The organism is Runella sp. MFBS21 (assembly GCF_029433105.1).
Taxonomy (GTDB): Bacteria; Bacteroidota; Bacteroidia; order Cytophagales; family Spirosomataceae; genus Runella.
Map to the genome: position 1 here is coordinate 348,084 of NZ_JARNTW010000003.1, position 23,017 is coordinate 371,100.

Below are 23,017 nucleotides of genomic sequence, written 5' to 3' on the forward strand. Positions count from 1 at the left end.
CTTTTTGCTATGCTACGTCATCTACAAACTTATCTTTTTACTTTTTACTGTTGTCTTTTATTCTCAAGCTGTGCTACATCTCAACCTAAAAAAAAGCAAACACCTCCCCAAGTCGCCGAAACCAATAAATGGCGAGATTTAGTTGCCAATTCGGCTATTTTTCGTCAAAATCATACCGGATTTGCACTGTACGATATAGAGCAGCAAACCCTAGTAGCTGAGTACCAAGCCGACCGTTATTTTACGCCAGCCTCCAATACCAAACTTTTTACTTTTTATGCAGGTTTGTCTTTACTTGGCGATTCAATTCCAGCTCTTCGCTACGTCACTAAAGGCGATTCTCTGATATTTTGGGGAATAGGTGATCCATCTTTATTACATCCCGATATGCCTTCTAGCAAAGTGCTTGACTTCCTAAAAAATTGGCATGGGAAGTTGTTTTTCTACCCTCACAACTACACCGGCAAACGCTTTGGTGCTGGCTGGACGTGGGGGGACTATGATGAATACTATCAATGCGAGATTTCGGCTTTGCCCCTTTATGGCAACATCGTCAGATTTACAAATCATACTGTCAGCCCACGCGTCTTCAAAGACAGCTTGCGCACGGCGGGCTGGACCGAAAAATTCAATCTTTCTCGTGATGAATTCAACAATAGATTTTTTTCAACTGGCTGGCCTAGTGGCTCTTTCACCGAAGATGTCCCCTACCGTACTTCTCCGCTTATGGCAGCGCAATTGTTGGCCGATACTCTTAAAAAAGAAATCCATTTACTTCCCAAAACCTCTCTAGGAGGCCATTATTCGACACTTTATAGTTTACCGATTGATACCCTTTATAGACGTATGCTCCAAGTCAGTGACAATATGTTTGCCGAACAAATCATGCTTATGTGTGCTGCCAAACTCGACTCCAACAATCTTGGCTTTGAGACCAAACAAAGTATCGATTTCGTAAAAACACAATTGCTAACCGACCTCCCCGACGAACCTATCTGGGAAGACGGCTCAGGGCTATCGCGGTATAATCTTTTTACACCGCGTTCGATTATTAAGCTTTTACAAAAAATACAAACCAAAGTCCCCGACCAAGAGCGCTTGTTTGGATTATTGCCAATTGGAGGTAAAGCAGGCACTATCAAAAATCAATATAAATCGCGCGAGCCGTTTATATTTGCCAAAACAGGGTCATTATCCAACGTTTATTCTTTAAGCGGCTTTTTGAAAACTAAAAAAGGAAAAGTCTTGATTTTTAGTCTTATGAATAACAACTTTATTCAAAAAACTGCCGAAATCCGCAAAGAGGTTGAACGGATCTTGACCGAAATTCACGACAAATATTAAAGAATCATCAGCCGAATTGCTAGCCCGAAAACAATATGCCAGTCATTGCTCAAATCAAACAAGGCAACTTAGGCCGCAACAAGTTGCTTTTAGAACAAAAATACTACCGCATGACCGAAGGAGTGTACCGCTTTTTCAGGGCTACTTCGTCTATTTTTTATCACGATTTTATTCAACATTTTAGTACAACCGACCATACGCGCGTGTGGGGGTGTGGTGACTTACATCTTCAAAACTTTGGGACCTACAAAGCCGAGAATCGGCTAGTATACTTCGACATCAATGACTTCGATGATGCCTTGCTGCTACCAGCAACTTGGGAAATCAGCCGTATGCTAGTGAGTATTTTGCTGGCAGCCGAAGAACTCGACATGGAGCCTTCCGAGTCGCAATCCCTTCTCAAAACCTTCCTAAAAAGCTATACTACAACACTTTCGATGGGTAAACCGATTGACATCGAGCGGCGAAGTGCAGAAGGCATGCTCAAAGAGTTTTTAGAAAATCTTGAAAAACGCCGCCGCCGCGACCTTATCAAAGAACGCACTATCAAAAGTGATAATAGCCGCCTCTTAAACGTAGACTATGAAAAAGTACTGCCAATCTCTGAGGAACAAAACACCAAAGTCAGAAGACTTTTGGAGTCTTGGCATAGTCAGCATCCTACGCCTTTTTATGAGCGGATTTGCGATGTAGGTGTACGTGTCACAGGTACCGCTAGTCTAGGACTTGAGCGATATGTAGTATTGGTAGAAAATACCAAAGAGAAGCTATATCTACTTGACCTCAAAGAAGCACGGCATTCTACGCTAACACCTTATATTCAACTGCCTCAGCCTCATTGGCACAGCGAAGCGCATCGTATTGTAGGAATTCAGAGCAGAGTCAACAATGTGCTTCCCACTTTACTTAATCCGATTGTAAATGATTCTCAATCATTTGTATTGAAAGAACTTCAACCCGAACAAGACAAGTTTGATTTTCATTATTGGGATGGCGAGCTTGAATCTTTTCTCTCCCTTATCTCTACCATAGGTACGATTACAGCTTCGGGGCAATTGCGCAGTGCAGGGCGGCAAGGCTCTTCTATCGCCGACGAACTCATCGATTTTGCACACGATACCCAATGGCAACGCGATTTGTTGGCCTATTGCCGAGATTATCCTACCAAAGTCCACCAAGATTATTTTCAGTTTTGTGAGGCCCTCGAAGAAGATTTTTTTGATGAATAAATATCAACGCTGGCAACCTTTGGAACATTGCCAAGGTTTTTGACTATAAACTAACGCTGGCAACCTTTGGAACGTTGCCAGCGTTAATGACGTTGCCAAGGTTTTTGCTTCTTAACTTAAGTTAACGAAAAATGAGGCGCTAGACTACAATTTTGCGTTTAAATCATTCTTTTTTAGTCTATGAAACTCATTTCTTTTCACCGCGTCAGTGGCATAGTGATTGCTCTATTTGCCGTTTTTCATTTGTATAATCATCTTATGGCATGGTTTGGTATCGAATCTCACCGCCACTTTATGGAGCTTTTTAGGCGAGTGTATCGCTTTCCACCCGTTGAGGTATTGTTGCTTATATGCATAGGATTTCAGGTGATTAGTGGCATTTTACAAATAAAACATTTACGAACTAAAAACACCCTCACTTTTCTCGACCGTTGCAAAATCTATTCGGGTGTGGTTTTTGCTTTGTTTATTTTACAGCACCTCAGTGCAATCATGGTTCAACGACTGATATGGCATGGTGAGACTGACTTTCATTTTGCAGCAGCAGTAGTATTGTCGGCCCCTCAGAAATACTACTTTGTTCCTTACTATTTCGTGGGGGTGTTTTCTTTAGGAGTGCATATAGCAAGTGTGCATCGTCAAAAAATAATTGCTTGGGTAAGCCCCAATCAAGCTAATTGGCACGCCTTTTTTATTTTATTTCTAAGTTTTAGTATTGCTATTGTGATTTTGTACGTATTTATGGGAAGCAGGTTTGCTATTCCTCAATAGAGTAGTAAATAAGCACTCAAAATTTTGTAACTTTTTGAAGGCTATTTCGTTGATAAACATCAGGCTTTACATCTTTGTTTGTACTTAACTCCTATTCATGAAATCATTTTTTCTATTATTTCTTCTATCTATTCTTAGTTTTTCTTCTTTCGGAGGGGGAATCAAAGGTGTTATCAAAACTTCTAAAGGTGAACCTTTGCCCTACGCTGCGGTGGTGGTTAAAGGGACAAACCTCGGAACGATGGCCAATGCCGAAGGTCGCTACGAACTTGTCTTGGATAAGGGAAAGTATGAAATCATTTTTCAATATTTGGGTTTTAAAGCTTTGGTAAAAACCATAGAAATAGGGACAGATTCCCAAAACCTCGATGTAGTATTAGAGGAACAAGCTCTTAATCTCAACGAAGTAAAAATTGGCTCCAACTCCGAAGACCCTGCCTATACAATCATGCGGCGAGCCATAGCCTCAGCGCGTTTTCATGCCTTACAAGTACAATCGTACAACGCACGTGCCTACATCAAATCTACAGGCGTGATTACCAATATCCCTTTTTTGGCGGAAAAAGCCCTCAAAAAAGAAGGCATCGAAGAAGGTCGTCCGATATTGAATGAAAGTGTCAACGAAATCACTTTCCAACAGCCCAACAATTATCGTCAGCGCGTAGTATCGACCCGTAATAGCCTCGACAACAGCGCTCCAAGCCCCAATGCATTTGTACTTGCGAGTTTTTATGACCCTACCGTGGGCGATGCCGTTTCGCCTCTTTCTCCCAAAGCCTTTGGGTATTATAAATTTGAGTATGAAGGTTCATTCCGAGAAGGGGATTTGGAGGTCAACAAGATAAAAGTGATACCACGCTCGTATGGTGAGGGAGTATTCAAAGGACAGATTTATATCATCGAAAACACTTGGGCTATTCACAGCCTGAATCTCCAAACTACCGTCCAGAGTTTTGATGTTGACCTCAAACAAGTCTCAAGTCTTGTACAAGATGTATGGATGCCCACCAATGTACAGATTCGTTTTGGAGGCTCTATGATGGGCTTTTCGGGTGAGTTCAAATACGTGGTGTCGCTTAATTATAAAAACCTCAAAATCAACCCTTCTTTCAAAGCTCCTCCCACCATCGTGGACGAAAAATTTGAGAAGCCTGATAACGATTTGTCAAAAAAAGACCTTCGTTCCAAAAAACTCAGCGACCTTGCTGCCCAGCAAAAAGAGGTTTCGACCAAACAAATGCGTAAGCTCATGAAAGAATATGAAAAGCAAGAAAAACGTGAACGCAAGGCTCAAAAAGAAGACATTAATGTAGTTAGGAATGACTCGATTGTAGTAGATTCGATGGCACATCGCCGCACCGATACTTATTGGAACGAACTACGGACGATTCCTCTGACCGAAATTGAAACCAAAAGCTATAAACATTCGGACAGTATTCGCATTGTAAAAGAAATCAAAATCAAGGCCGATAGTACAAAAGCCAAGAGAGACTCTTCTAAGGTCGATTTTCTTTCACTCATGACAGGGCGTTCTTTTAGACTATCTAAAAAATGGACGCTTGATTATCAAGGCCCTCTTCATCCTCAAAATGCTACATATAACACCGTAGACGGCTATGTATTGGAGAGCAATTTTAATTTCAAAAGACAGCTAAATCGCGACAACTCTATTTATATTAAACCTTTGGCACGATATGCGTTTGGCCGAGAAGTAGTATCGGGTACAGTAGCTACGGGGTGGACTGGACGGCGACGTGGAATTTCGCTATCTGGCGGGAGGTATGTATCACAGTTCAATGCCAACAATCCAATCAATGCCAATGCCAACACCACCGCGACTTTGTTTTTTGAAAACAATTTTATGAAAATCTATGAAAAAGATTTTGGTCGACTTTCCTTCTATTACTCACGTCTGGCCGATGTTTTTTCACTTAATGGTTTTGTCGAATATGGGCAGCGATACGAACTCGAAAACCTCGAAAATGCTCGCTCATGGATACGTTGGAATCAATTTGCATTTTCGCCCAATGCTCCCTTCAATCAAGAATATGCCAATCGCTCTACGGCTTCCGCTTTGTACTATCGTTTTGAGCCGCACCGCGCCCTCACTCTAGACCTTTCTTTAACATGGAGACCAGGCCAACAATATCGTATTTATAATGGTCGTAAACGCTATCTCAACAACAGAAATCCGTCGGTAGTCTTGCACTATGTCAAGGGGATTCCTGATATAGGAAATAGCATTTCAGATTTTGATTTCTTGGAGCTTACGCTCCGCCAAGATATCAAAACGGGTGTAAGAAGTGAGCTACATTATTCTGTATCGGCGGGGGCTTTTCTCAACAATCGCAACCCATACTTTATGGATTACAAACATTTTGCAGGCAATCAGACTTTTGTGCAATTTGGCGACGCTTTCTCCACTTTTCGTGGTCTGCCGTACTATACCTACAGTACCTCCCAAAGGTTTTTTGAAGCACACATCGTCAACGAATCGCGACGCTTATTGCTGACTCGCATTCCACTTATTCGATTGGCTGGTTTGAAAGAAAACCTTATGGTTCATTATTTAGCCACTCCTACCATTTCTCAATATATGGAAGTAGGTTACGGTCTCGATGGACTGATTCCCAGTTTTCCATTTTTTAGAGTAGAAGCTGTGGCAGTTTTTGAAAATTACAAATATTACCGAACCATTTTCCGAGTAGGAACAACGTTGAAATTTGGTCGGTAACATCGTTGAAATGCAACGATGCAACAGCCAACGATATTATTGTTCGTAATAATATCCAAAAATAATCCCCATTTCGTCTTCGCTAGTCAGGCCAAATCTGACAATTTTGGAGGTATTGTTGTTGTAGGTGATTTCGGAAGTAAGGCCCTCCCCTGCTTTGAATTCGAGCGGCACATTGAAGGTTTTGATAAGAGGATGTTCCCAATCGGTACTTTCATATACGATTTCGCCATTACGCGCACCTCCCGCAATTTTAATCACAAACTTCTCCCCTAATTTGTGCGTATGTGACGTAAGCATCAACACTTTGGTAGGTTTCGAAAACTTAAACGTTTTGGTAGCAATCGTCACCTGATTAGGAGCTAAACGAAAATCCTCATTACCCATATTGATTGAATTGGCTACAATTTTCACCTGCTCCTTAGGCATTTTGTACAAATTGACATATACCTCTCCCGGAATTTTTCCGGCGGTTTTGTTGACATAATGCGAGTTGAAATCAAAAGAATAATTGGCAGGAATCCGCAATGCTATCCCTTCTGGAAAAGTATAATCATGCTCTTGGGTTTGGGTACCTGCCCAAAACACGTGATTTTGCATACTCAAAAACGTCAATAGATTGCTAGTTCCGTCGGCATTGCGCAAATCTCTCACTTGCCCTACAGTGGGTAGGTTGTTGAGGTTTTTAAAATCATACAATATAAAATGATGGCTACCGGGACGCATCCGCGATTGGATGCGATTGATATATAGCTCCGATGTATTTCCGACAGGTTTACGAACAAAAATTTCGCGTTCGTAAGTGTTAGAAACTTCAAAAGGCTCCAAATGTAGCTGAATACCCTCATTAGATTTGGGGGGCTCTAGGGCTGTAAAAGTACTTCCAAAATTAGAACCACACAGCGGCACCGAATTGGTAATGAGGGATGCATCTACCGAACCACCCGCCCGAGGTGCTCCCGCTTCAATCCATTTACGAACAAACTCGATTTCACCCACCGAAAGTCCATTGGCCCCGAGCGGCATGGGATTTCCGTATTGTTTACTAGCCAACAGCGAAGCGGCGCTACAATTGATTTTGGTAAACAAAAAACTCTTAGACACATTGCCAGGCATCACGAGCCGCATCGAATCGGTCTTAGCAGCGGTATTTTTGGGGAATTTATTGATCAGATTGTCATATGAACTTATACCTGCAAGTACAAGCCCATGCTGCCTAAAAGCGGCGTCTTGCTCAGAGGCATGGCAGCCCGAAGTAGCACATGACTTATCAAATATCTGCGTTTGAATCAGTTTGAAAGAACCTTCTTCAAGTACTTGCTCTTCTGCCTTCTGCTGACATGAGCTAACCATCACCGCCGAAGTCACCACCACTCCCAAAACTCCAATGTAAAACTTGAAAGTATTCATCAGTCAAAAACCGTTATCTGTAAAACCTGTGAATATAACGCAATTTACTCATTCGCAACTATCTGTAGCATAGACAATTTTGAACAATAGAAGTTTAATCTTTTTCTGAAGTAATCAATATTCCTCCCAAAGCCACCAAACAATCATTGCAAAGGCATTGATTGAGGTATTTTTGGGCAAGAAACCCCCTTAGTTCTTCACTCAACTGCACCTGAAAACAGGGACAACTCACCCCCAACGAAGCCTGACAACCAAAAGCCTTCCCACAATGAGGGCAGGTAGTAGATTTAGTAGTTTCAAGCGGAAGTTTCATAGAGCAGGCTTGAGTATTTTGTGTTTATTTACTTTTCTTTTTCGACGCCACCAAAGCAAAAACCCTGTCACTGACAATAGTCCAGGCGTAAGGCCAATCACAATATATACAATTTTCAGGAAAATCCCGCCAAAATTCCCAACGTGCAGCGGATGAAAAGTAGCTTCAATTTTTTTCCAAGTCGATAAATCTGAGTACCGAGTTATGCCTAAAAATTCGCCCGTATAAGCATCAAATTGAATAGAATTTTTGGCCGAAAACAAAGGGTTTTCGTTTTCATAACTCCCTCTTACGTTAAACTTACGATGAGGCTGCGGGGGTAGATAAACATAGCTTGGCGTCAACTCAGGAGCTTTGATGAGTGCTTCGTCGTATAAGTTTTGTAACGAAACTTTGGCAAGGGAGTTGGCAGGAGTAGGCGCAACTTCGTTGTCCCACGTTTTCTTTTCAAAAGCAAATAAGTTGAGCCAAAAACCCGTAAAGAAAATAATTACATTAAAAACCAACGACCAAACCCCCACCATACGGTGTAAGTCAGAAGAAATAGTACGCCAGTTTTTGGGGTTGAAACGTTGTCTAAAAGTCAACACTTTCCAGATAAATTTACGATAAACCACCACTCCCGTCAGGATAGACACTAACATTGTTAGGCCAAAAATAGCTGTCAAAGCAGCACCAGGCATCCCTAAGTGGAACGAAAAATGGAATTGAAAAATCCATTCAATCCAACCCACCTCAAGGTCGTCGCTGCGTCCGTGTCTGATGATTTGCCCTGTATATTGATTGATGTTAATGGCTCCTAAATCATAGGAAATCAAGCGTGTATCGTTTAGATAAAGCCGAAATTGATAGGAGTGATTGGGAGGTGCCGCAGGATTCAACCACGCAATACCGTCTAGATTGGGGTATTTTTGAGTAATAATTCGATATAGACTGTCAAGCGGCAAAGGCTCGCCCGCTGGTACGACATCGGTAATATGACCATACATCCACGGTTCAAGTTCCTCTTTAAAAACCAGTATAGACCCACTTAACCCCAATAGCAATAAAAAAAAGCCCGTAATGAGGCCAAACCATGAGTGAAGTGTAAAAAGCTTGCGCTGTATGTTCATAAGTTGATGAAGATTAACAACTACTTGACGGTTAACAAGGCTGTCTAACGGTTAACGCAGGCACTGTTTGAAACAGTGCCTGCGTTGAATACCTCGCCAACCCTGCCAACGTTTTGAACGTTGGCAGGGTTAAAAACTTTATGCTTTTACTTCGGTCAAATCAAGCATAAAATTATGCAAGTCAATATTCTTTACAAAAGGATTGAGTAGCTCACTACCTGGCCCAAACATCGACAACTCCACAAACTCTGCCGTATGGTCGGTGCCAGCCCATCCTATGGAAGTAAAGGGCGTTTGGATTTGGGCCAATTTTTGAAAAGGTAATTTACGGGCATTATAAACGCCGTCTTCACCGAGCAAATAATAATTACTCAAAATCGTTAGCGCCTCCTCAGGTTTTATCACAATTCCCTGCGCCGCTTCGATGCGCTCAATAATCTGCGCAGGCGTAAAATTTTTGTCAATACCATTCAATATCCACTCGTTGGTGTGCTTGAAAGTCACGATTTTATCAAAATTGGCATTGGCTTTAGAACCCGACAAAAGCGCAGGGCTGGCATTGCCGTGGTCAGTAGTAAGGACTACGAGCGTATTTTTATCTTTTTCGGCAAAATCTATCGCTACTTTGAGCGCATCATCAAACTGGATTTGCTCCCCAATTAAGCCACCAATGTCGTTGGCATGAGCCGCCCAATCTACCTTACCAGATTCTATCTGTAGTACAAAGCCATTGGGATTTTTTTGCATGATTTCGATGGCCTTTTGGGTCATCTCGGCCAAGGTAGGCACTTTTGCTTTGAGTTCTTCTGAATTGGCACGGTCAAGGGCATACGGCAGTCCGTCGTTGTGAAATACTCCCAAAATAGGCTTCTCTGCATTTAGTCCTAGCATTTCTTGACGCGTAAGTGCTACTTGATAGCCGGCGGTTCGGAAATCTTGCAGCAAGTCGCGTTTATCAGCCCGATTTTCTTTCGAGAACACATCCGTTCCTCCGCCCATCATTACATCAAACTTCAACGATAAGTACTGCACCGCAATAGGGTCCATGCTACGGCTTTTGGAATTTACCGAAAAACCCGCCGGTGTCGCATGTGTAATAGGCACCGTAGTAACACAGCCCACAGCCTTGCGAGCTTCTTTGAATTTCTGCAAAATAGGCCGGTATTCTTCGCCATTGGGGCCCATGTTGAGCACTCCATTTTTTACTCTCACTCCCCCACCCCACGACGAACTCGCCGCCGCCGAGTCGGTCACTAGAGAGCTCGCCGAAGCGGTATCCATAAGTGCTCTTTTGACGCGATTATCGCGCATGAGTTGTAGCCAATGACTCCCACGCCCGTGATGACGCTGTAGCATCAAATCCGCCATGTTGAGGGTGCCGATACTCATGCCATCGCTTACCATAAATATGATATTTTTGACCTTGCCTTTCTTTTTGGCAATGGCATCACCCGCTCCCCAAGGATTGAATAGCTGAGTCCCAAAAGCAGCCAAGGAACCATTTTTAAAAAAATCTCTTCTACGCATAGATTGGTTTGGTTGTGGTTGTATAAACTATAAATCACTGAGTATGATGTATGCCTTCACAAAGCTACACACTCTCTATTTATTACTTGACATTTCCGAAATAATACCACCACACTTTTTGTCATTTTTCACTTGTGATATTCTTGTATCTAATGATTCCTTAATTACGCATCAAATTAAACATTCGCTTTGTAGCCCACGTTGGTGGGCATCAATCTCTATGTCGTCGCGTAAGCTGGCTTATGTAGGTAGTTGGAACAAAAACCTTCTTATTTTCAGAGTCAGAATAGAACACTCTTGACTATGAAAAAGCTTATCAACGTACATCCTTTACCAACTCACACATAAAAGTATAAATATCATCATAGTCACTTCCATAAACAAGGTTTTGAATGTTGCGGTCTAATGGTATATTTCCTTTATCCTTTTCCAAGATTAGCCTATAATGATGATGTTCCGAATTTATTACCTTTTTCGACCATTCAAATAGTGGTCCAAAGTTAGGGTCATCAAGCCCTGCTCCAAAGCCAATAAAGAGTATGTATTTACTTAAGGAAATAGCTTTTTCAATGGCTTGAAAAAATTCATCATGTTTCAGGTCATTATAAGAAATATTGCCTAAAATGACCGTATCCGCATCGTCATAGTAACCATGAAGGTGGACTATTTCATTTCTGTTACCATTTACGACGTCTTGAATTTTATCAGCATCCTTATTGGAGATAATCCCACGCTTCAAGTTTTCGTTCAGTAACTTGTCATAGTTGGTAGTATAAATTTGGGTATCTAACTCGCCAATTTTATTGATTAATTCTGGGCGGTTATTGGGAAGCGTTCCTACTTTGTTTCTTAGCCAAGTTTTGAACTGATGTACACCTTTTAATTTATTTGTAATGTGTTCAGCAACACTCAACCATTCTTCTAGTTCGTTAGAATCAATTGCTTCTCTTTTTCTTCTTACCCAATTATCATCGCAGTTGGCTACATCTTTACAATATTCTACCCCATTTTCAAGCAAGCCGCGCCACTTTGATAATGGTTCGTTTTGAGTTGTGTAAGCCGATACGCCTGTTCCGACAAAAATGACGACCTTTTGTTCTTTCAATTTTTGAACTAATTCATGATAAACGGCTCCTTTTGTGATACTCATAGTTGTTTTTTGGGGGGTTAAAAATCTTTGGAATGCTGGAATATGTACCGTTTGTCCATTGTAATCTTTACAAAATTGATTCCTTAAATCGTGATTTTCTTTTAAATTTCGAAAATTCACTTTGAGACCTTTTTCGTTGCTTAAATATATCTGAAAATAGTCACTATTCCAATCTTGCAAATTTCTATTTTTTTCAGGGATTGAAATAACAAAGTCAACAACTTGCTTGAGAATATCCATAGTGTTGACATTTTTCTTTTCAAACAAATTTAATTGTTGCTGCTCTCTGTCAAATTTTATTAGTAATTTATTGCCGTTATCTAAATCAATGATTATTCCATTATTCCAAAAAAGATAGCTTCCTTTCTTTACTTCAACGGCGCATCCAAATTTTCCATAAATTTTTAACATTACCAAATTCATCAAATAAGAATCTGATTCAATAATAATTGAAGGATAGCTATTAAACTCTCTTTCTTCTCTTTTTCGATTTCCATCTTGTTCGGGTAGGTATTGAGGAATAAAGAACGTATTGGGTTCACTGGGTATGGTGAAAATTAAGTCAAATGATAATAGAATTTTAATAAGGTCTTCGTAATTGAGAAAGACCGTAAATTGACTGCGATGAATCGTGTGCCTTATTTCATCTTCAGATAATTTCCATTTGCTTACATCAGATAAAATATTTTTATAAACAAAGTCTAAAAAAACTTTTGGTTTTGCGAAAATCAAGTGGGGTGTTATGTCTTTGAAATACAATAACAAGCCCATGTTGTGAAAGACTTGAAGTAAAATTGTATCTTCTTGATTTATAGAGCCATAGAATAACTCATCTGTTTTGACAATCGCTTCATTTTCAGATTTTATTAAACTGTAAACGTATTCGTACCTTTGGGGGCGCATTAAAGGTTTGGTGTTTATTATTTCGAGTAAAAGTTCATTTAATCCGCCCAAACGTTTTGGGAGATTTTGAGGTTTTTTATCAGGCATCAATGCCATGGCATGATAATGTAAACTTAATTTATTTCCATATTTAACTTGATATTGAGTTTGGTTAATAGGAGTGATTTGGTAGCCTTTTTTATCGATTTTATTTTCAACGACAATGGCATCTGACTTAATTTGGTTGTCAATATCAAAACCTAATTGTTCTATACATCGTAGCCAATAATATAATTCAAAACATTTATCCAATTGTCCTTCTCTTAGTTCCTCGTTTTCAGAGCTTGCCCAAAGCAATAAATTGATAGCGCCGCCTGAAAAAAACAATTTATGAGTAGCATGAAAATACTCTTGGCCGCCAAAGTCCCAAACGTGCAATGTGATAGGCTGTTTATCAGTATCTTTGATTAATTTTTTTATTTGTTGATAATCAATGCCATGAGTACTCAGATTAGATGAATTAGCATTATGTTTATTATTTTTCCAGTAGTAGAGCAAGTTTGATTTACCTATGTTTGTATTTCCTAACAGCAATACTTTTACGTGATTGAACGGTACTTGAAGGTTATTAAATAATGTTTTTACTGCTCGCCAACCTACTTTTACTTCCGAAGGGTAATCACGATCAATAGAAGTATTTGTTAAATTTACTTCATATAATATTTCAAAATTTTTAAAAAATTTTATTTCGTTCAAACCAATCGGAAGTCTTGATAAGTCAAGTGCTTCTAATGAATTCTTGGCCGAAGCTAAACGTTGTGGTAAACTTGTTAGGGGATTGTTGCTTATATCTAAAATGCTGAGTTGAGGTACGGCGGAATCGAAAGTGAATGTTTTTATATGATTATTCTGTGCAATCAAGCAGGCTAATCATTGGGCTTGTTTAGGAATTCGAAGCTCGTTTAGATTACCATTTGATACATTAAGAAAACGTAAAGAGTTTAGGGTGTTAGGTAATCGTAGTTTTGCTAGTTCGCCGCAAAAAGAAATGTCAATATTGTTTAATTGCTCAAACTTTCCATTTAGTTCCACTTGAGTAAGCTTAGGACAATGTGAAGCCTTAAAAGTGGTTAGTTGGCTGCAATTTGCTAGATTAATATGATTTAACTTTTTATTCTGAGAAAGGTTTACAAAAGTGAGATTAGGTAAAAGATTGGGATAAAAACCTTCGAGGTTGGTATTGACGATTGACAAAATCTGAACAAAGTCACTGTTAATTTCTAACAAGTCAATCAGCTGAATCCACTCATTGGCTTTTAATTCTATACTGCTGATATGCAGCCCAAATGCCTTCCCATCCCAATAATACCGTTTATCAGGGCTTGGAATGTCAACATTAGTATCTTCATGTTTGACGGGAGAAAGGGTTACTTTCAGCGTTTCGATTTTCGCTGCTTTTGTAAATCCTTGAGCGTCTAAAAAGGAGGTTAATTCGTTCATGCTAATCTAAAAAATGGCTAGTTTCAGGGTATTTAGATGCTTCTAATTCTGCGGTATTTAGATGCCTCCTTCGTCGGCATGACAAATAGAAGATTATTTGTTTCGTTGACATGACAAATAGAGACTCACTTGTTTCGTCGGCATGACAATTGGAGGCTTATTTGTTTAGTCGTCCCTCCTCACGCTTCGTAGATTCGTTTCGGTCTGAAGGGAGGAAAAAAACCAACCGAAAACCGTTGCCGTTGAAGCGGTAGCCGGGGGCGTCGTAGCTGCGGCGGCGAATACGGCAGTTGAAGCGGTTGCCGAAAAAGCCGCCGCCCCGAAGCACTTTGGTTACACCTTGTTGGTTGGGAGTGGGTAGGCCATTTTTTGGTAAATCTGCCAATTTGAATTGATAATCGTCTTGGCACCATTCCCAAACGTTGCCGCTCATATCGTACAAACCCAGGGCATTGGGTTCTTTCAAGCCAACGGGGAACGTAGATTTATCACCCGAATTATCGGTAAACCAGCCTACGTCGTGGAGGTTGTTAGAGCCCGCATAATCCAGTTGGGGCTTATCCCAAGCTTGCCCACCAGCTGCGGCGTATTCCCATTGGGCTTCGGAGAGGAGAGCAAAAAGCCCCTGAAAGCCCAATACCTGTAGTTGATGATTGAGTTTCGGTAAAAAATCCTTGGTGATCTCGTTCCATGATAGGCCTTCCACTGGACGATAGTTGCCTTTAAAACGGGAAGAGATTTGTCCCGTTACTTTTTGGTACAACTCCTGCGTAACCGCAAACCGCCCGATAAAATAATCACGGTCAAAGGTGATTTGGGTTTCGGCTTCGTTTTCATAGCCTGAGTTATTATCGCCCATGGTAAAGGTTTTGCCACGGGCCGCTACATATACCAGCTCGGTGTAGTCGAGGCCAAAGAGTTTAAAGTCTTGGCCATTGAGGTCTTTGAGGGTTTCTCCTTCAGAGTAGGGTCGGTTTAAGTCCATATTTTAGGGCGCATAAGTACTTGCTAAACAGCCCGTAAAATACAAAATCAACCACAACACGCCTAATTTTTCAGGGGTCATTTTTAGCACTCCATCTCTTTCGGCTCAGGGCTTCCATTGGGGCATTTCCGAAACAATCCCACCACACTTTTTGTCATTTTTCCCAAAAAAAGGATTTCCTTTTTCGGTGGGAGTTTGCGAAAGCCAATAAATCCCTCAAAACTTTAGAGTAACAGCAACTGTACCAAGCCCTACCTAACTCCTGAAACTGATACTAATTTAATTTAGCAATGTTTTGGTGTGAAATGAGGGTAACAAACCTCACAATGATGTCGATTCTCTTTCTTAAAATAGAAAAGTAATGTGAGTCGTAGTTGTATTTTTCAGTTTTAAATCTCCATCCGAAAGATGCTGATAAAGAGGCGTTTGATATGTAACACCTGCCGAAATCTTTTTATAATACAACTCAAATCCTACATTGGCAGTAGAAAGAACTCCTCCCGTAAAAGTATTTTTAGTGCCGTTTTTGGTATCATATCCAAAACGCTCCGCATACACTCCTACATTAGGCATCAAAGTAAGTGACGACAACGACACCGTCCGAAATACCGAAATCGATCCACTCGTACGGTTAGCAAAACGGTATTGATTGGGATTGGTCGTATTGATTTTATAAGATACATCTACGTTGGCACCCCAATTTTGGTAACGTAGGTTGTAGATAGCATTCAAGACAAAATCGACACTGCCCGTACCCAATTGAAAATTGGCATTGGCCACCTCACTACCATCTTCTACATATCGAAACTTACCCGTAGGAGCTTTCACTCCTCCCCCAATGAGCAGGGTTTGATCCACTTTATGGGATGTAGAATCCCAAAATGTATTGACAATATTGTAATGAAACAAGGCCGACACATCCCCTAGCCCATTGATTCTCTGCGGGGTCTCGGTACGGTAAAGTGTTTGGGTATTCAAACTATAAGGTACAAACACCATCAGCTGTGTCCGTTTGAAAGGATAAAAACGCGCCCACAATTCGGCCGTTTGAAAGTTTTCACGAGCGCGAAAAAAAGTACTATTAAGATGAGATTCATAGTTTTTGATACGATAACGCACCCCCGCAAAGCGCATGTGTGATTGGGGCAAAATACCAAAAAAAGAACCGCCATTGCCACAGCCGCATACATCACAGGCGTGAGAGGGCAGTATTCCCAATAGACTCAGCAAGAAAGTATAAACTAAATTTCTCATGGTGCAGCAAAGCGTGGATTGGTTAGAAAATCTTTGTCGGTCAATGTTTTAAGAAAAGCAATGATTTTTTGTTGTTCTTCTTTTGTCATTGCGATTCCAAGACGCCCGTTTTGTTTTAAAAGTGGGTCTAGATTATCAGTTTGTTTTACACCACCTGCATAATGCTCCAATACCCCTTCCAAATTCAAAAAACGACCGTCGTGCATGTAGGGATAAGTGACCTCGATGTTGCGCAAAGTAGGTACTTTAAATTTGTTTTTATCTTGCGGATTTTCGGTGATTCGATAGCGTCCTAAGTCATCGGTGTATTCGGGTAAGAGTCCATTACTCCGAAAACTGTGATCGGTAAAGAGCATTCCACTATGACAAGTAGCACAGCCTTTTTCTTTAAAAAGCTGTAAACCAGCAGCTTCATCGGGAGCCAATTGCGCTTTGCCTGCCAAGTATTGATCATATTTAGAATTGGCAGAAACGAGTGTTAGCAAAAATTGAGACAATGCCTTCAGAAAACGTTCCGTGGTGATTTCGTCGGTACCATAGGCTTTTTTGAAAAGACGGGGATAGTCTTTGTGAGTCCGCAGTTTTTGAAGCACATTCCCGATTTTTTCGTCCATCTCAAGGGGATTTTCAATCGGTGCAATCGAAAACAAATCCAAGTCAAAGACCCCACCATCCCAAAAAAACGAATCTTGCCATGCCAAATTGACCAGCGGTTGGGCATTACGTGTTCCTTCTTGGTCGTCTATTCCGTGACTAAAACCATGCCCGTGATGCGTAAATGCGTGACTTTGATTATGACATTCGCCGCACGAAATGCTACCATCACGCGAGAGGATTCCGTCATAAAAAAGCTTTTTCCCCAAAGCCACCCCATCGTTGGTGAGGGGATTTTTGCTAAGGTCATAACTAGGTTCGGGAAAACCCTGAGGTACCGAGAAAAGGGGTTCGGGGCTTGCCTCTCCCCCCAAAATAGAGCAAGAAGCAAGCCATCCAATAAAACTCAACGACACCGCCACAAGGCGCCAACGCGAGCTGTTGATGAGATTACATTTTGTCGTTGTGGACATGATCTACTTTAAACATCTTGGTATAACCGTCCACGATAGGTTTTGAGGCCGCCGGGTTCATCACCACGCTTGTTTTGGCAATACTCACCCCTTGGCTAAATGTCTGAAGTACGTCCGTGATGAGATGCACAGTGGGGGCTACGTTTTTACGAACTTGAGCCGAAGTTGTCCCAAAAGACACAGAAACCGTACGGAGATTGTTGGCAGTGACTGAATTCATCCCGCCAAAACCACCGACATGGAATTGGAACTTTTTGGTAGGCGTAGTCGCTACCGACGAATTCCCTTCCAATTTGAAGAAAATATATCCCGAATTCCACGACCAGTACATGTTGTCTGTACCATAAGAAGCGGGGTCAAGCGCACCCGTACGCTGCGACACATCTGAAGTGCTTTTGAGGCTATCTACCCCAATAACGTAGCTGATAGAAGTATAATCGCCCGCTGGTACATCTTTCAAAGTGATATTCAATGATTTGGTATCGGCCTGACGAACTAAGAAATACTGGTTAGGAAACTTCACCTCAGTACCGTCTGCTTTTTTGAGGGCGATATTGCTCACAAAATAGTTGAGCGTTGTGACGGTAAAATCTTCGTTGGCCGCGTTTTTGTAAGTTTTGGTATCTAACACAAGCTTTTCGTTACCTACATAATTATCAAATTCAAGGATAACAGAATTTTTATCATTAGGACCGATTTCTTCTTCTTTGCTACACGATACCAACACAAAAGAGACTGCCAACGCCATAAGCGTTGAAAATAAGAATGACTTTTTCATTTAAAATGGAATATTTGCTTTGAATGAATTAAAATTGTTTTGAACACAAGCCCCATAAGAAAACCAATTCACACTGATTTTCAATTAGTTGCTTTGTGTAACTAAAAAACATTACAAAACAAATGCAGGTGGGCGGAGCAGCGAAGAGGTAAAATCGGTCGTAGGATTAGGCTGATAATGAGCATTATCAATTCGCTCAAAATAACTTACAGATACTGATGAAATCGTCAGAATCACTTCATCAAATACATCTTGTATGATTTTTTTGAAGGCATCATCTTGTTTTTGGGCTTCTTCGCGCGCATGACCTTCGGCTACTTTGTGAAGCTGTTTGGCTAAGTAGCACTTCCCATCGCAATGAAGCTGAGGTTTGAAGCGATTTTCGCACAGGTTTTTGATAATGAAGTCTTTACGAAGCTCAAAGTCAAGATACACAAACGGCACTATCAGTATTTTGAAACTGATAAGTGTTAATAAAAAGTACGCTATGACCCTTCTACCGTTCATGTGATATAATAAATACGACTGCAAAGATAAATCTCCTCTTATACAGTTGTATGACAAAAGTCACATAATTTTCCGTCTTTTCTAAAATGCCTTCCCAAATCCAGGGTCAGCAAAGCGGTAGTCTTTTACAAATTGCTCATCCGAAAGGGTTCGGAGAAAGGCAATTATCTTTTGCTTTTCTTCGGAAGTAAGTGAGATACCAAGCTGGGCGTTTTGTTGAAGGAGCGGGTCTAAATTAGGAGTCTGCTTTACATTTTGAGCGTAGTGGTCAAGTACTTGTTCGAGAGTAGCAAAGCGCCCGTCGTGCATGTAAGGGGAAGTGTAGCCAATATTTCGGAGGCTTGGCACTTTAAATTTGTATCTGTCTTCTGGATTTTGTGTAATTCTAAAACGCCCTTCATCGGTAGAACGGTCGATGCTTAAGCCATTGTTTCTAAAAGATTGATCCGTAAATAACTCGCCCTCATGGCAGGTGCCACATTTTTGTCTAAAAATCGCTAAACCTTCCTTTTCAGTAGCGGTGAGGGCATTGGTCGTACCGCGCAAATACAAGTCATAACGGGAATTATTAGAAACCAAAAATACCATAAATTGTGACAAAGCTTTGGTAAAACGCTCGGTCGTAATTTCAGGGGTTCCAAAGGCTTTCTTAAACAACTGCGGATAATCTGGATTTTTACTGTCGCGCAATTTTTGCAAGACATTGGGAAGTTTTTCGTCCATTTCTACCGGATTTTCGATAGGGGCGATTGAAAACAAATCCAACTCATGCACACCACCATCCCAGAAAAATGTTTTTTCCCATGCCATATTCTGAATGGGAGGCGCATTTCGCATCCCGATTTTATCGTCAATACCATGACTCAAATCATGTCCATGATGCGTAAAAGCTACCGCCTGCTGATGACACGTACCGCAAGCGATGGTGCCATTGCGCGACAATATCCCGTCATAAAAAAGCGACCTACCCAACTGAAATCCATCATAAGTGATTGGATTAGAAGATAGATTGTATACCATTTTGGGAAAATAAGCTGGAATAGGCATTTCCAATTGCTCTGGCTGAGGCTCGGGAGTAGGTGCATCGGTACTACGGCTACACGATGCCCACCCAAAAAGCCCCAGCGAAAACAAAATCATCCACGTATTTTTCATACGCTTTTAGTCTTTTACATTCAATACCCTAAACATTGACACGTAATTGTTGGCCACAGTAGTAGAGTAGTCTGATACCATAATGGTAGGATACTGGGCTAAACTAATTTTTTCTTTTCCATCAAAAACTTTGGCAATGTCTGCCTCTATTTCGATAGTAGGCTGTTGAGTAGGGCCTACTTTGGCAGCTGTACTTCCTAAAGATAAGGCCACAGGACGAATATTATTGAAAGTTTTGGCATTGTACCCACCGAAACCTCCGATATGGTATCTAAATTTCTGATTACCAGCAGCATCTGGCGTTACACTTGGCGAAGTCCCCTCCAATTTCATAAAAATATAGCCCGAATTCCAAGACCAGTACATTCCGTCGCCGTCGTGGGTAGCATCTCCTGGGTCAAGTACTCCTTTGCGACGACTGATATCCATCGTACTCCGTAAACTATCTACTCCTATCACAAATCTTAATTCCGTATAATCTCCCGTTGGAATTCCGCGCAATGTCACTTTTTGAGAAGCAAGATTGGTCGCTTTGATAAGAAAATAACTCGAATCTTGAGGAATCGTGAATGTAGTGCCATCAGCTTTTTTGAGAGAAATATTACTGATAAAATAATTGAATGAGGTTACCGTAAACTCCTCACCTACGGCATTTTTGTACTTACCTGTTCCGACTTCTAGCGTTTGAGTGCCTACCCGTGGCACAAAAGATAGAGTCAGGGTACTTTGTTCGTTAGGATCAGGAGTAGTTTTACAGGACTGACTCAAAAGCCCTCCAAGCAATGCCACTACACCTGCCCAAAGTATTTTATTTTTCATGAGATTAGTATGCTAATTTTAGAAACAATTACAAGTAAAATATTTAAAAAACACTGTTTATCAAAAACTTACACTCTATTTCAAGCTATCAAAATGCCGCCTTGGTCTCTTTTCTATTCATAACGCTCAATATATCCAAATTGATGCAAAAATTTTAGGGGTTTTATAAATTTAAAAAAAATTGTGACCTTCTTTTTTGATATATAAAAATCTTATATATATTTGTTCGCATAAATTAGAATCTCAATAAATATGGAAGCAAGTAATAACGAATTTTTGCGCGGTACCCTCAAAACAATTGTCCTTAAGCTTTTGGCAGAAAGAGGGCGGATGTATGGATACGAAATTACCCAATCAGTTAAAGACCGTACAAATGGTGAAATAATGCTGACTTTCGGGGCGTTATATCCTGTACTTCATAAACTTGAGCAAGAAGGATTTCTACTTACTGAGTCGGTAGAAGTAGATGGGCGGCTACGAAAGTATTATTCTCTTACTCCTAGTGGGAGTGCTTCGGCCGTCCAAAAAGTTTCTGAGTTTGAACGCTTTGTAGAAGCTATGCAATCTCTTCTACAACCTCAACAAGGTCTATCAGTGGGTTAAAAGCCCATTTTCACGCGGCATGGTTCCTTTTTGTTTTATTCCTAAAAGACTCTTGAAATGAAAAAACTGACTTCTCATCAATTAGGCCTCTTACAAGATCATCTGATTCGTCACAATACCAACGATGCTCTTTTGGCTGAACTCCTCGATCACCTTGCCTGTGAAGCAGAGGAGTACCTCTGGAAAGGATATAATTTTGACTTAGCTTTGGAAAAAATCACGCAAGAAGCCAATTCTAAGGCGGTCAAATACCTCCGCGAAACCTACCGTCAAGATGTAGCAATGAGCGAGGAACAACTGCAAACCGCTACCCTAGACGACATCGTTTTTGAGTTTCGTAACAAAGCTTATGGTGCCTATGACTTACGTCAATCTTATCCGATGGCCTTACGCAATGCCCTCATTTTGGGTATAAGTCTTTTTATGATGCTGATGGCCTTTTTGTCGGGAATGAATCAAGGCGAATGGTCATTTATCAGCTCATGGGGAATCATGTGGATGGTAGGGGTTTGTGGAATGGCTTACTCGATTGGGACTTGGGTTTTTAATCGTCCTCCTCATCGACTCACAGTCCCTATTTAGTTAGTTTACTGGCTTTTATGTATGCTCTTCACCTTAGTCTTTTAGACTTAGGGCTTGAGATTATTGTGGTTTTAAACTCCTATTAACAGCCCTTTTTACTAGGAACCTCACTTCAAAAACTTTCTTAGACTCCTTCTTATAGCAAGTTTAGGTCTGCTAAAATCTTTCTTCTAGGCTCTCTTTAGCTCACCTAAATTAACATATCAGCGATTTTTTACTTAGCGACGCTCATTTTTTTCTTGGAGCAATTTTAATTTTCATATGTAATCTATAGTGCTTATCAAATTTTAGTCTACTCATCCATTCAAACAATTGAAAATCAGCACATTTACCAACACTTCAAAAATTATCATTCTTACTTAAACCCAACACACTCACAGCAATGGAAACACCCTTATCTCCCCTCTCGACCACTATCGAGCTGAGCGAAGCTATGTCTTTTGACGACATCATTTTTATGAATCGGCATCGCGCCTATGGCGCTTACGACCTACGCAAAGCGTATCCCGTCACTTTACGAAATTCGGTATTGATTGGAGTTGGCATTTTTTTGATGATGTTTATTTTGCCGACGGTTTATAACCAACTCAAACCCGAAGAAGCTGACATGTTTAAACGTACTATTGAGCTTGAAAACGTACACCTAGACCCGCCACCAAAAGAAAAACCCATTCCTCTTCCCGAAAAGCCCATTGAGGCTCCTAAACAAACGACCATCAAAAGTTTGATGCCAGAAGTAAAGCAAGATCAGAAAGTCCAAGAAGAAGAACTACCTCCTCCAGTGTCTGAATTTGAACATGCGGCACCGGGGCAAGAAACTGTGGAAGGTACGGGGGATGAAATCACAGAAATTGTGGCACCTCCCGAAAATATCCCTGACACAAAAACCCAACCTGCCGAAGTCAAAGCAGAAGAGCCTATATGGACTGGCCCCATAGAAGTACAACCGGAGTTTGTAGGAGGACTGGAAGGCTTACGAAATTTTCTCATCAAAAACCTTAAGTACCCGCCTATGGCTCAGCGAAGCAATATACAAGGAAAAGTGTTTATGAGTTTTACAGTCGAACCTGACGGTTCGCTATCAAACATCACTATAGAGAGAGGAATTGGTTTTGGGTGCGACGAGGAGGCATCTAGGGTTTTGAAACTCATGCCAAAATGGAAACCCGGCAAACAATCAGGGCGAGCGGTAAGAGTAAAATTCAACATGCCTATCGTGTTTGCTCTTCAAGACTAAATCTTTCTTTGATACTTTAAAACCTTGGCAACGCTTGGAGCGTTGCCAAGGTGAGACT

Annotated in this window: 20 protein-coding genes; 7 read left to right on the forward strand and 13 right to left on the reverse strand. The window is 40.9% G+C overall.

All coding sequences use genetic code 11. From position 1 onward, the window contains the following. Positions 1–9: 9 nt before the first annotated feature. From P1X15_RS08885 to P1X15_RS08900, 4 genes are all read left to right on the forward strand, one after another. The gene (locus P1X15_RS08885; RefSeq protein ID WP_277337794.1) at positions 10–1,344 is read left to right on the forward strand and encodes a D-alanyl-D-alanine carboxypeptidase/D-alanyl-D-alanine-endopeptidase; all 1,335 of its coding nucleotides are present in this window, start codon (positions 10–12) and stop codon (positions 1,342–1,344) included. Positions 1,345–1,379: 35 nt separating this feature from the next. After that, on the forward strand, positions 1,380–2,573 hold the full coding sequence (locus P1X15_RS08890) for a DUF2252 domain-containing protein (RefSeq protein WP_277337795.1): 1,194 nt from the start codon (positions 1,380–1,382) through the stop codon (positions 2,571–2,573). 180 nt (positions 2,574–2,753) lie between these two features. Continuing rightward, complete coding sequence (locus P1X15_RS08895) at positions 2,754–3,344, forward strand: hypothetical protein (protein WP_277337796.1); 591 nt, start codon at positions 2,754–2,756, stop codon at positions 3,342–3,344. A 97-nt stretch (positions 3,345–3,441) separates the two neighbouring features. After that, positions 3,442–6,078 carry a DUF5686 and carboxypeptidase regulatory-like domain-containing protein gene (locus P1X15_RS08900; RefSeq protein ID WP_277337797.1) on the forward strand — a complete coding sequence of 879 codons (2,637 nt, stop codon included), beginning with the start codon at positions 3,442–3,444 and terminating at the stop codon, positions 6,076–6,078. 36 nt (positions 6,079–6,114) lie between these two features. Here P1X15_RS08900 and P1X15_RS08905 read toward each other — a convergent pair whose 3' ends face one another. The 13 genes from P1X15_RS08905 to P1X15_RS08965 all read right to left on the reverse strand — a co-directional run bounded on the left by P1X15_RS08905 (position 6,115) and on the right by P1X15_RS08965 (position 20,537). Beyond that, positions 6,115–7,488, reverse strand: a complete 1,374-nt coding sequence (locus tag P1X15_RS08905; RefSeq protein WP_277337798.1) for a hypothetical protein — start codon at positions 7,486–7,488, stop codon at positions 6,115–6,117. A 94-nt stretch (positions 7,489–7,582) separates the two neighbouring features. Beyond that, positions 7,583–7,801 (reverse strand): cysteine-rich CWC family protein, encoded by a 219-nt coding sequence (locus P1X15_RS08910; protein ID WP_277337799.1) that lies wholly within the window; start codon positions 7,799–7,801, stop codon positions 7,583–7,585. Beyond that, positions 7,798–8,913, reverse strand: a complete 1,116-nt coding sequence (locus P1X15_RS08915; protein ID WP_277337800.1) for a PepSY domain-containing protein — start codon at positions 8,911–8,913, stop codon at positions 7,798–7,800. Before P1X15_RS08915 ends, P1X15_RS08910 begins: the two co-directional genes overlap by 4 nt. 138 nt (positions 8,914–9,051) lie before the next feature. Continuing rightward, positions 9,052–10,440, reverse strand: a complete 1,389-nt coding sequence (locus P1X15_RS08920; protein WP_277337801.1) for an alkaline phosphatase — start codon at positions 10,438–10,440, stop codon at positions 9,052–9,054. Positions 10,441–10,756: 316 nt separating this feature from the next. Continuing rightward, positions 10,757–13,393, reverse strand: a complete 2,637-nt coding sequence (locus P1X15_RS08925) for an SIR2 family protein (RefSeq protein ID WP_277337802.1) — start codon at positions 13,391–13,393, stop codon at positions 10,757–10,759. A 9-nt stretch (positions 13,394–13,402) separates the two neighbouring features. Then, positions 13,403–13,972 (reverse strand): hypothetical protein, encoded by a 570-nt coding sequence (locus P1X15_RS08930; protein WP_277337803.1) that lies wholly within the window; start codon positions 13,970–13,972, stop codon positions 13,403–13,405. Between the two features lie 157 nt (positions 13,973–14,129). Beyond that, complete coding sequence (locus tag P1X15_RS08935; protein WP_277337804.1) at positions 14,130–14,957, reverse strand: SUMF1/EgtB/PvdO family nonheme iron enzyme; 828 nt, start codon at positions 14,955–14,957, stop codon at positions 14,130–14,132. Between the two features lie 345 nt (positions 14,958–15,302). Continuing rightward, positions 15,303–16,211: a hypothetical protein gene (locus tag P1X15_RS08940; RefSeq protein ID WP_277337805.1), complete on the reverse strand. Its 909-nt coding sequence runs from the start codon at positions 16,209–16,211 to the stop codon at positions 15,303–15,305. Next, positions 16,208–17,278 carry a cytochrome-c peroxidase gene (locus tag P1X15_RS08945; RefSeq protein ID WP_277337806.1) on the reverse strand — a complete coding sequence of 357 codons (1,071 nt, stop codon included), beginning with the start codon at positions 17,276–17,278 and terminating at the stop codon, positions 16,208–16,210. Before P1X15_RS08945 ends, P1X15_RS08940 begins: the two co-directional genes overlap by 4 nt. Then, positions 17,256–18,056, reverse strand: coding sequence for an MbnP family protein (locus tag P1X15_RS08950; protein ID WP_277337807.1), 801 nt, complete (start codon positions 18,054–18,056; stop codon positions 17,256–17,258). The genes P1X15_RS08945 and P1X15_RS08950 overlap by 23 nt, the downstream gene beginning before the upstream one ends. Positions 18,057–18,167: 111 nt before the next feature. Beyond that, the gene (locus P1X15_RS08955) at positions 18,168–18,563 is read right to left on the reverse strand and encodes a hypothetical protein (RefSeq protein ID WP_277337808.1); all 396 of its coding nucleotides are present in this window, start codon (positions 18,561–18,563) and stop codon (positions 18,168–18,170) included. A gap of 81 nt (positions 18,564–18,644) precedes the next feature. Beyond that, positions 18,645–19,718, reverse strand: a complete 1,074-nt coding sequence (locus tag P1X15_RS08960; RefSeq protein ID WP_277337809.1) for a cytochrome-c peroxidase — start codon at positions 19,716–19,718, stop codon at positions 18,645–18,647. Between the two features lie 6 nt (positions 19,719–19,724). Beyond that, positions 19,725–20,537, reverse strand: a complete 813-nt coding sequence (locus P1X15_RS08965; protein ID WP_277337810.1) for an MbnP family protein — start codon at positions 20,535–20,537, stop codon at positions 19,725–19,727. A 252-nt stretch (positions 20,538–20,789) separates the two neighbouring features. Here P1X15_RS08965 and P1X15_RS08970 point away from each other — a divergent pair, with 252 nt between their 5' ends. From P1X15_RS08970 to P1X15_RS08980, 3 genes are all read left to right on the forward strand, one after another. Beyond that, positions 20,790–21,140 carry a PadR family transcriptional regulator gene (locus P1X15_RS08970; RefSeq protein WP_277337811.1) on the forward strand — a complete coding sequence of 117 codons (351 nt, stop codon included), beginning with the start codon at positions 20,790–20,792 and terminating at the stop codon, positions 21,138–21,140. 57 nt (positions 21,141–21,197) lie between these two features. Next, positions 21,198–21,722: a hypothetical protein gene (locus tag P1X15_RS08975; RefSeq protein WP_277337812.1), complete on the forward strand. Its 525-nt coding sequence runs from the start codon at positions 21,198–21,200 to the stop codon at positions 21,720–21,722. A gap of 382 nt (positions 21,723–22,104) precedes the next feature. Beyond that, positions 22,105–22,959 (forward strand): energy transducer TonB, encoded by an 855-nt coding sequence (locus tag P1X15_RS08980; RefSeq protein ID WP_277337813.1) that lies wholly within the window; start codon positions 22,105–22,107, stop codon positions 22,957–22,959. Positions 22,960–23,017: the final 58 nt, after the last annotated feature.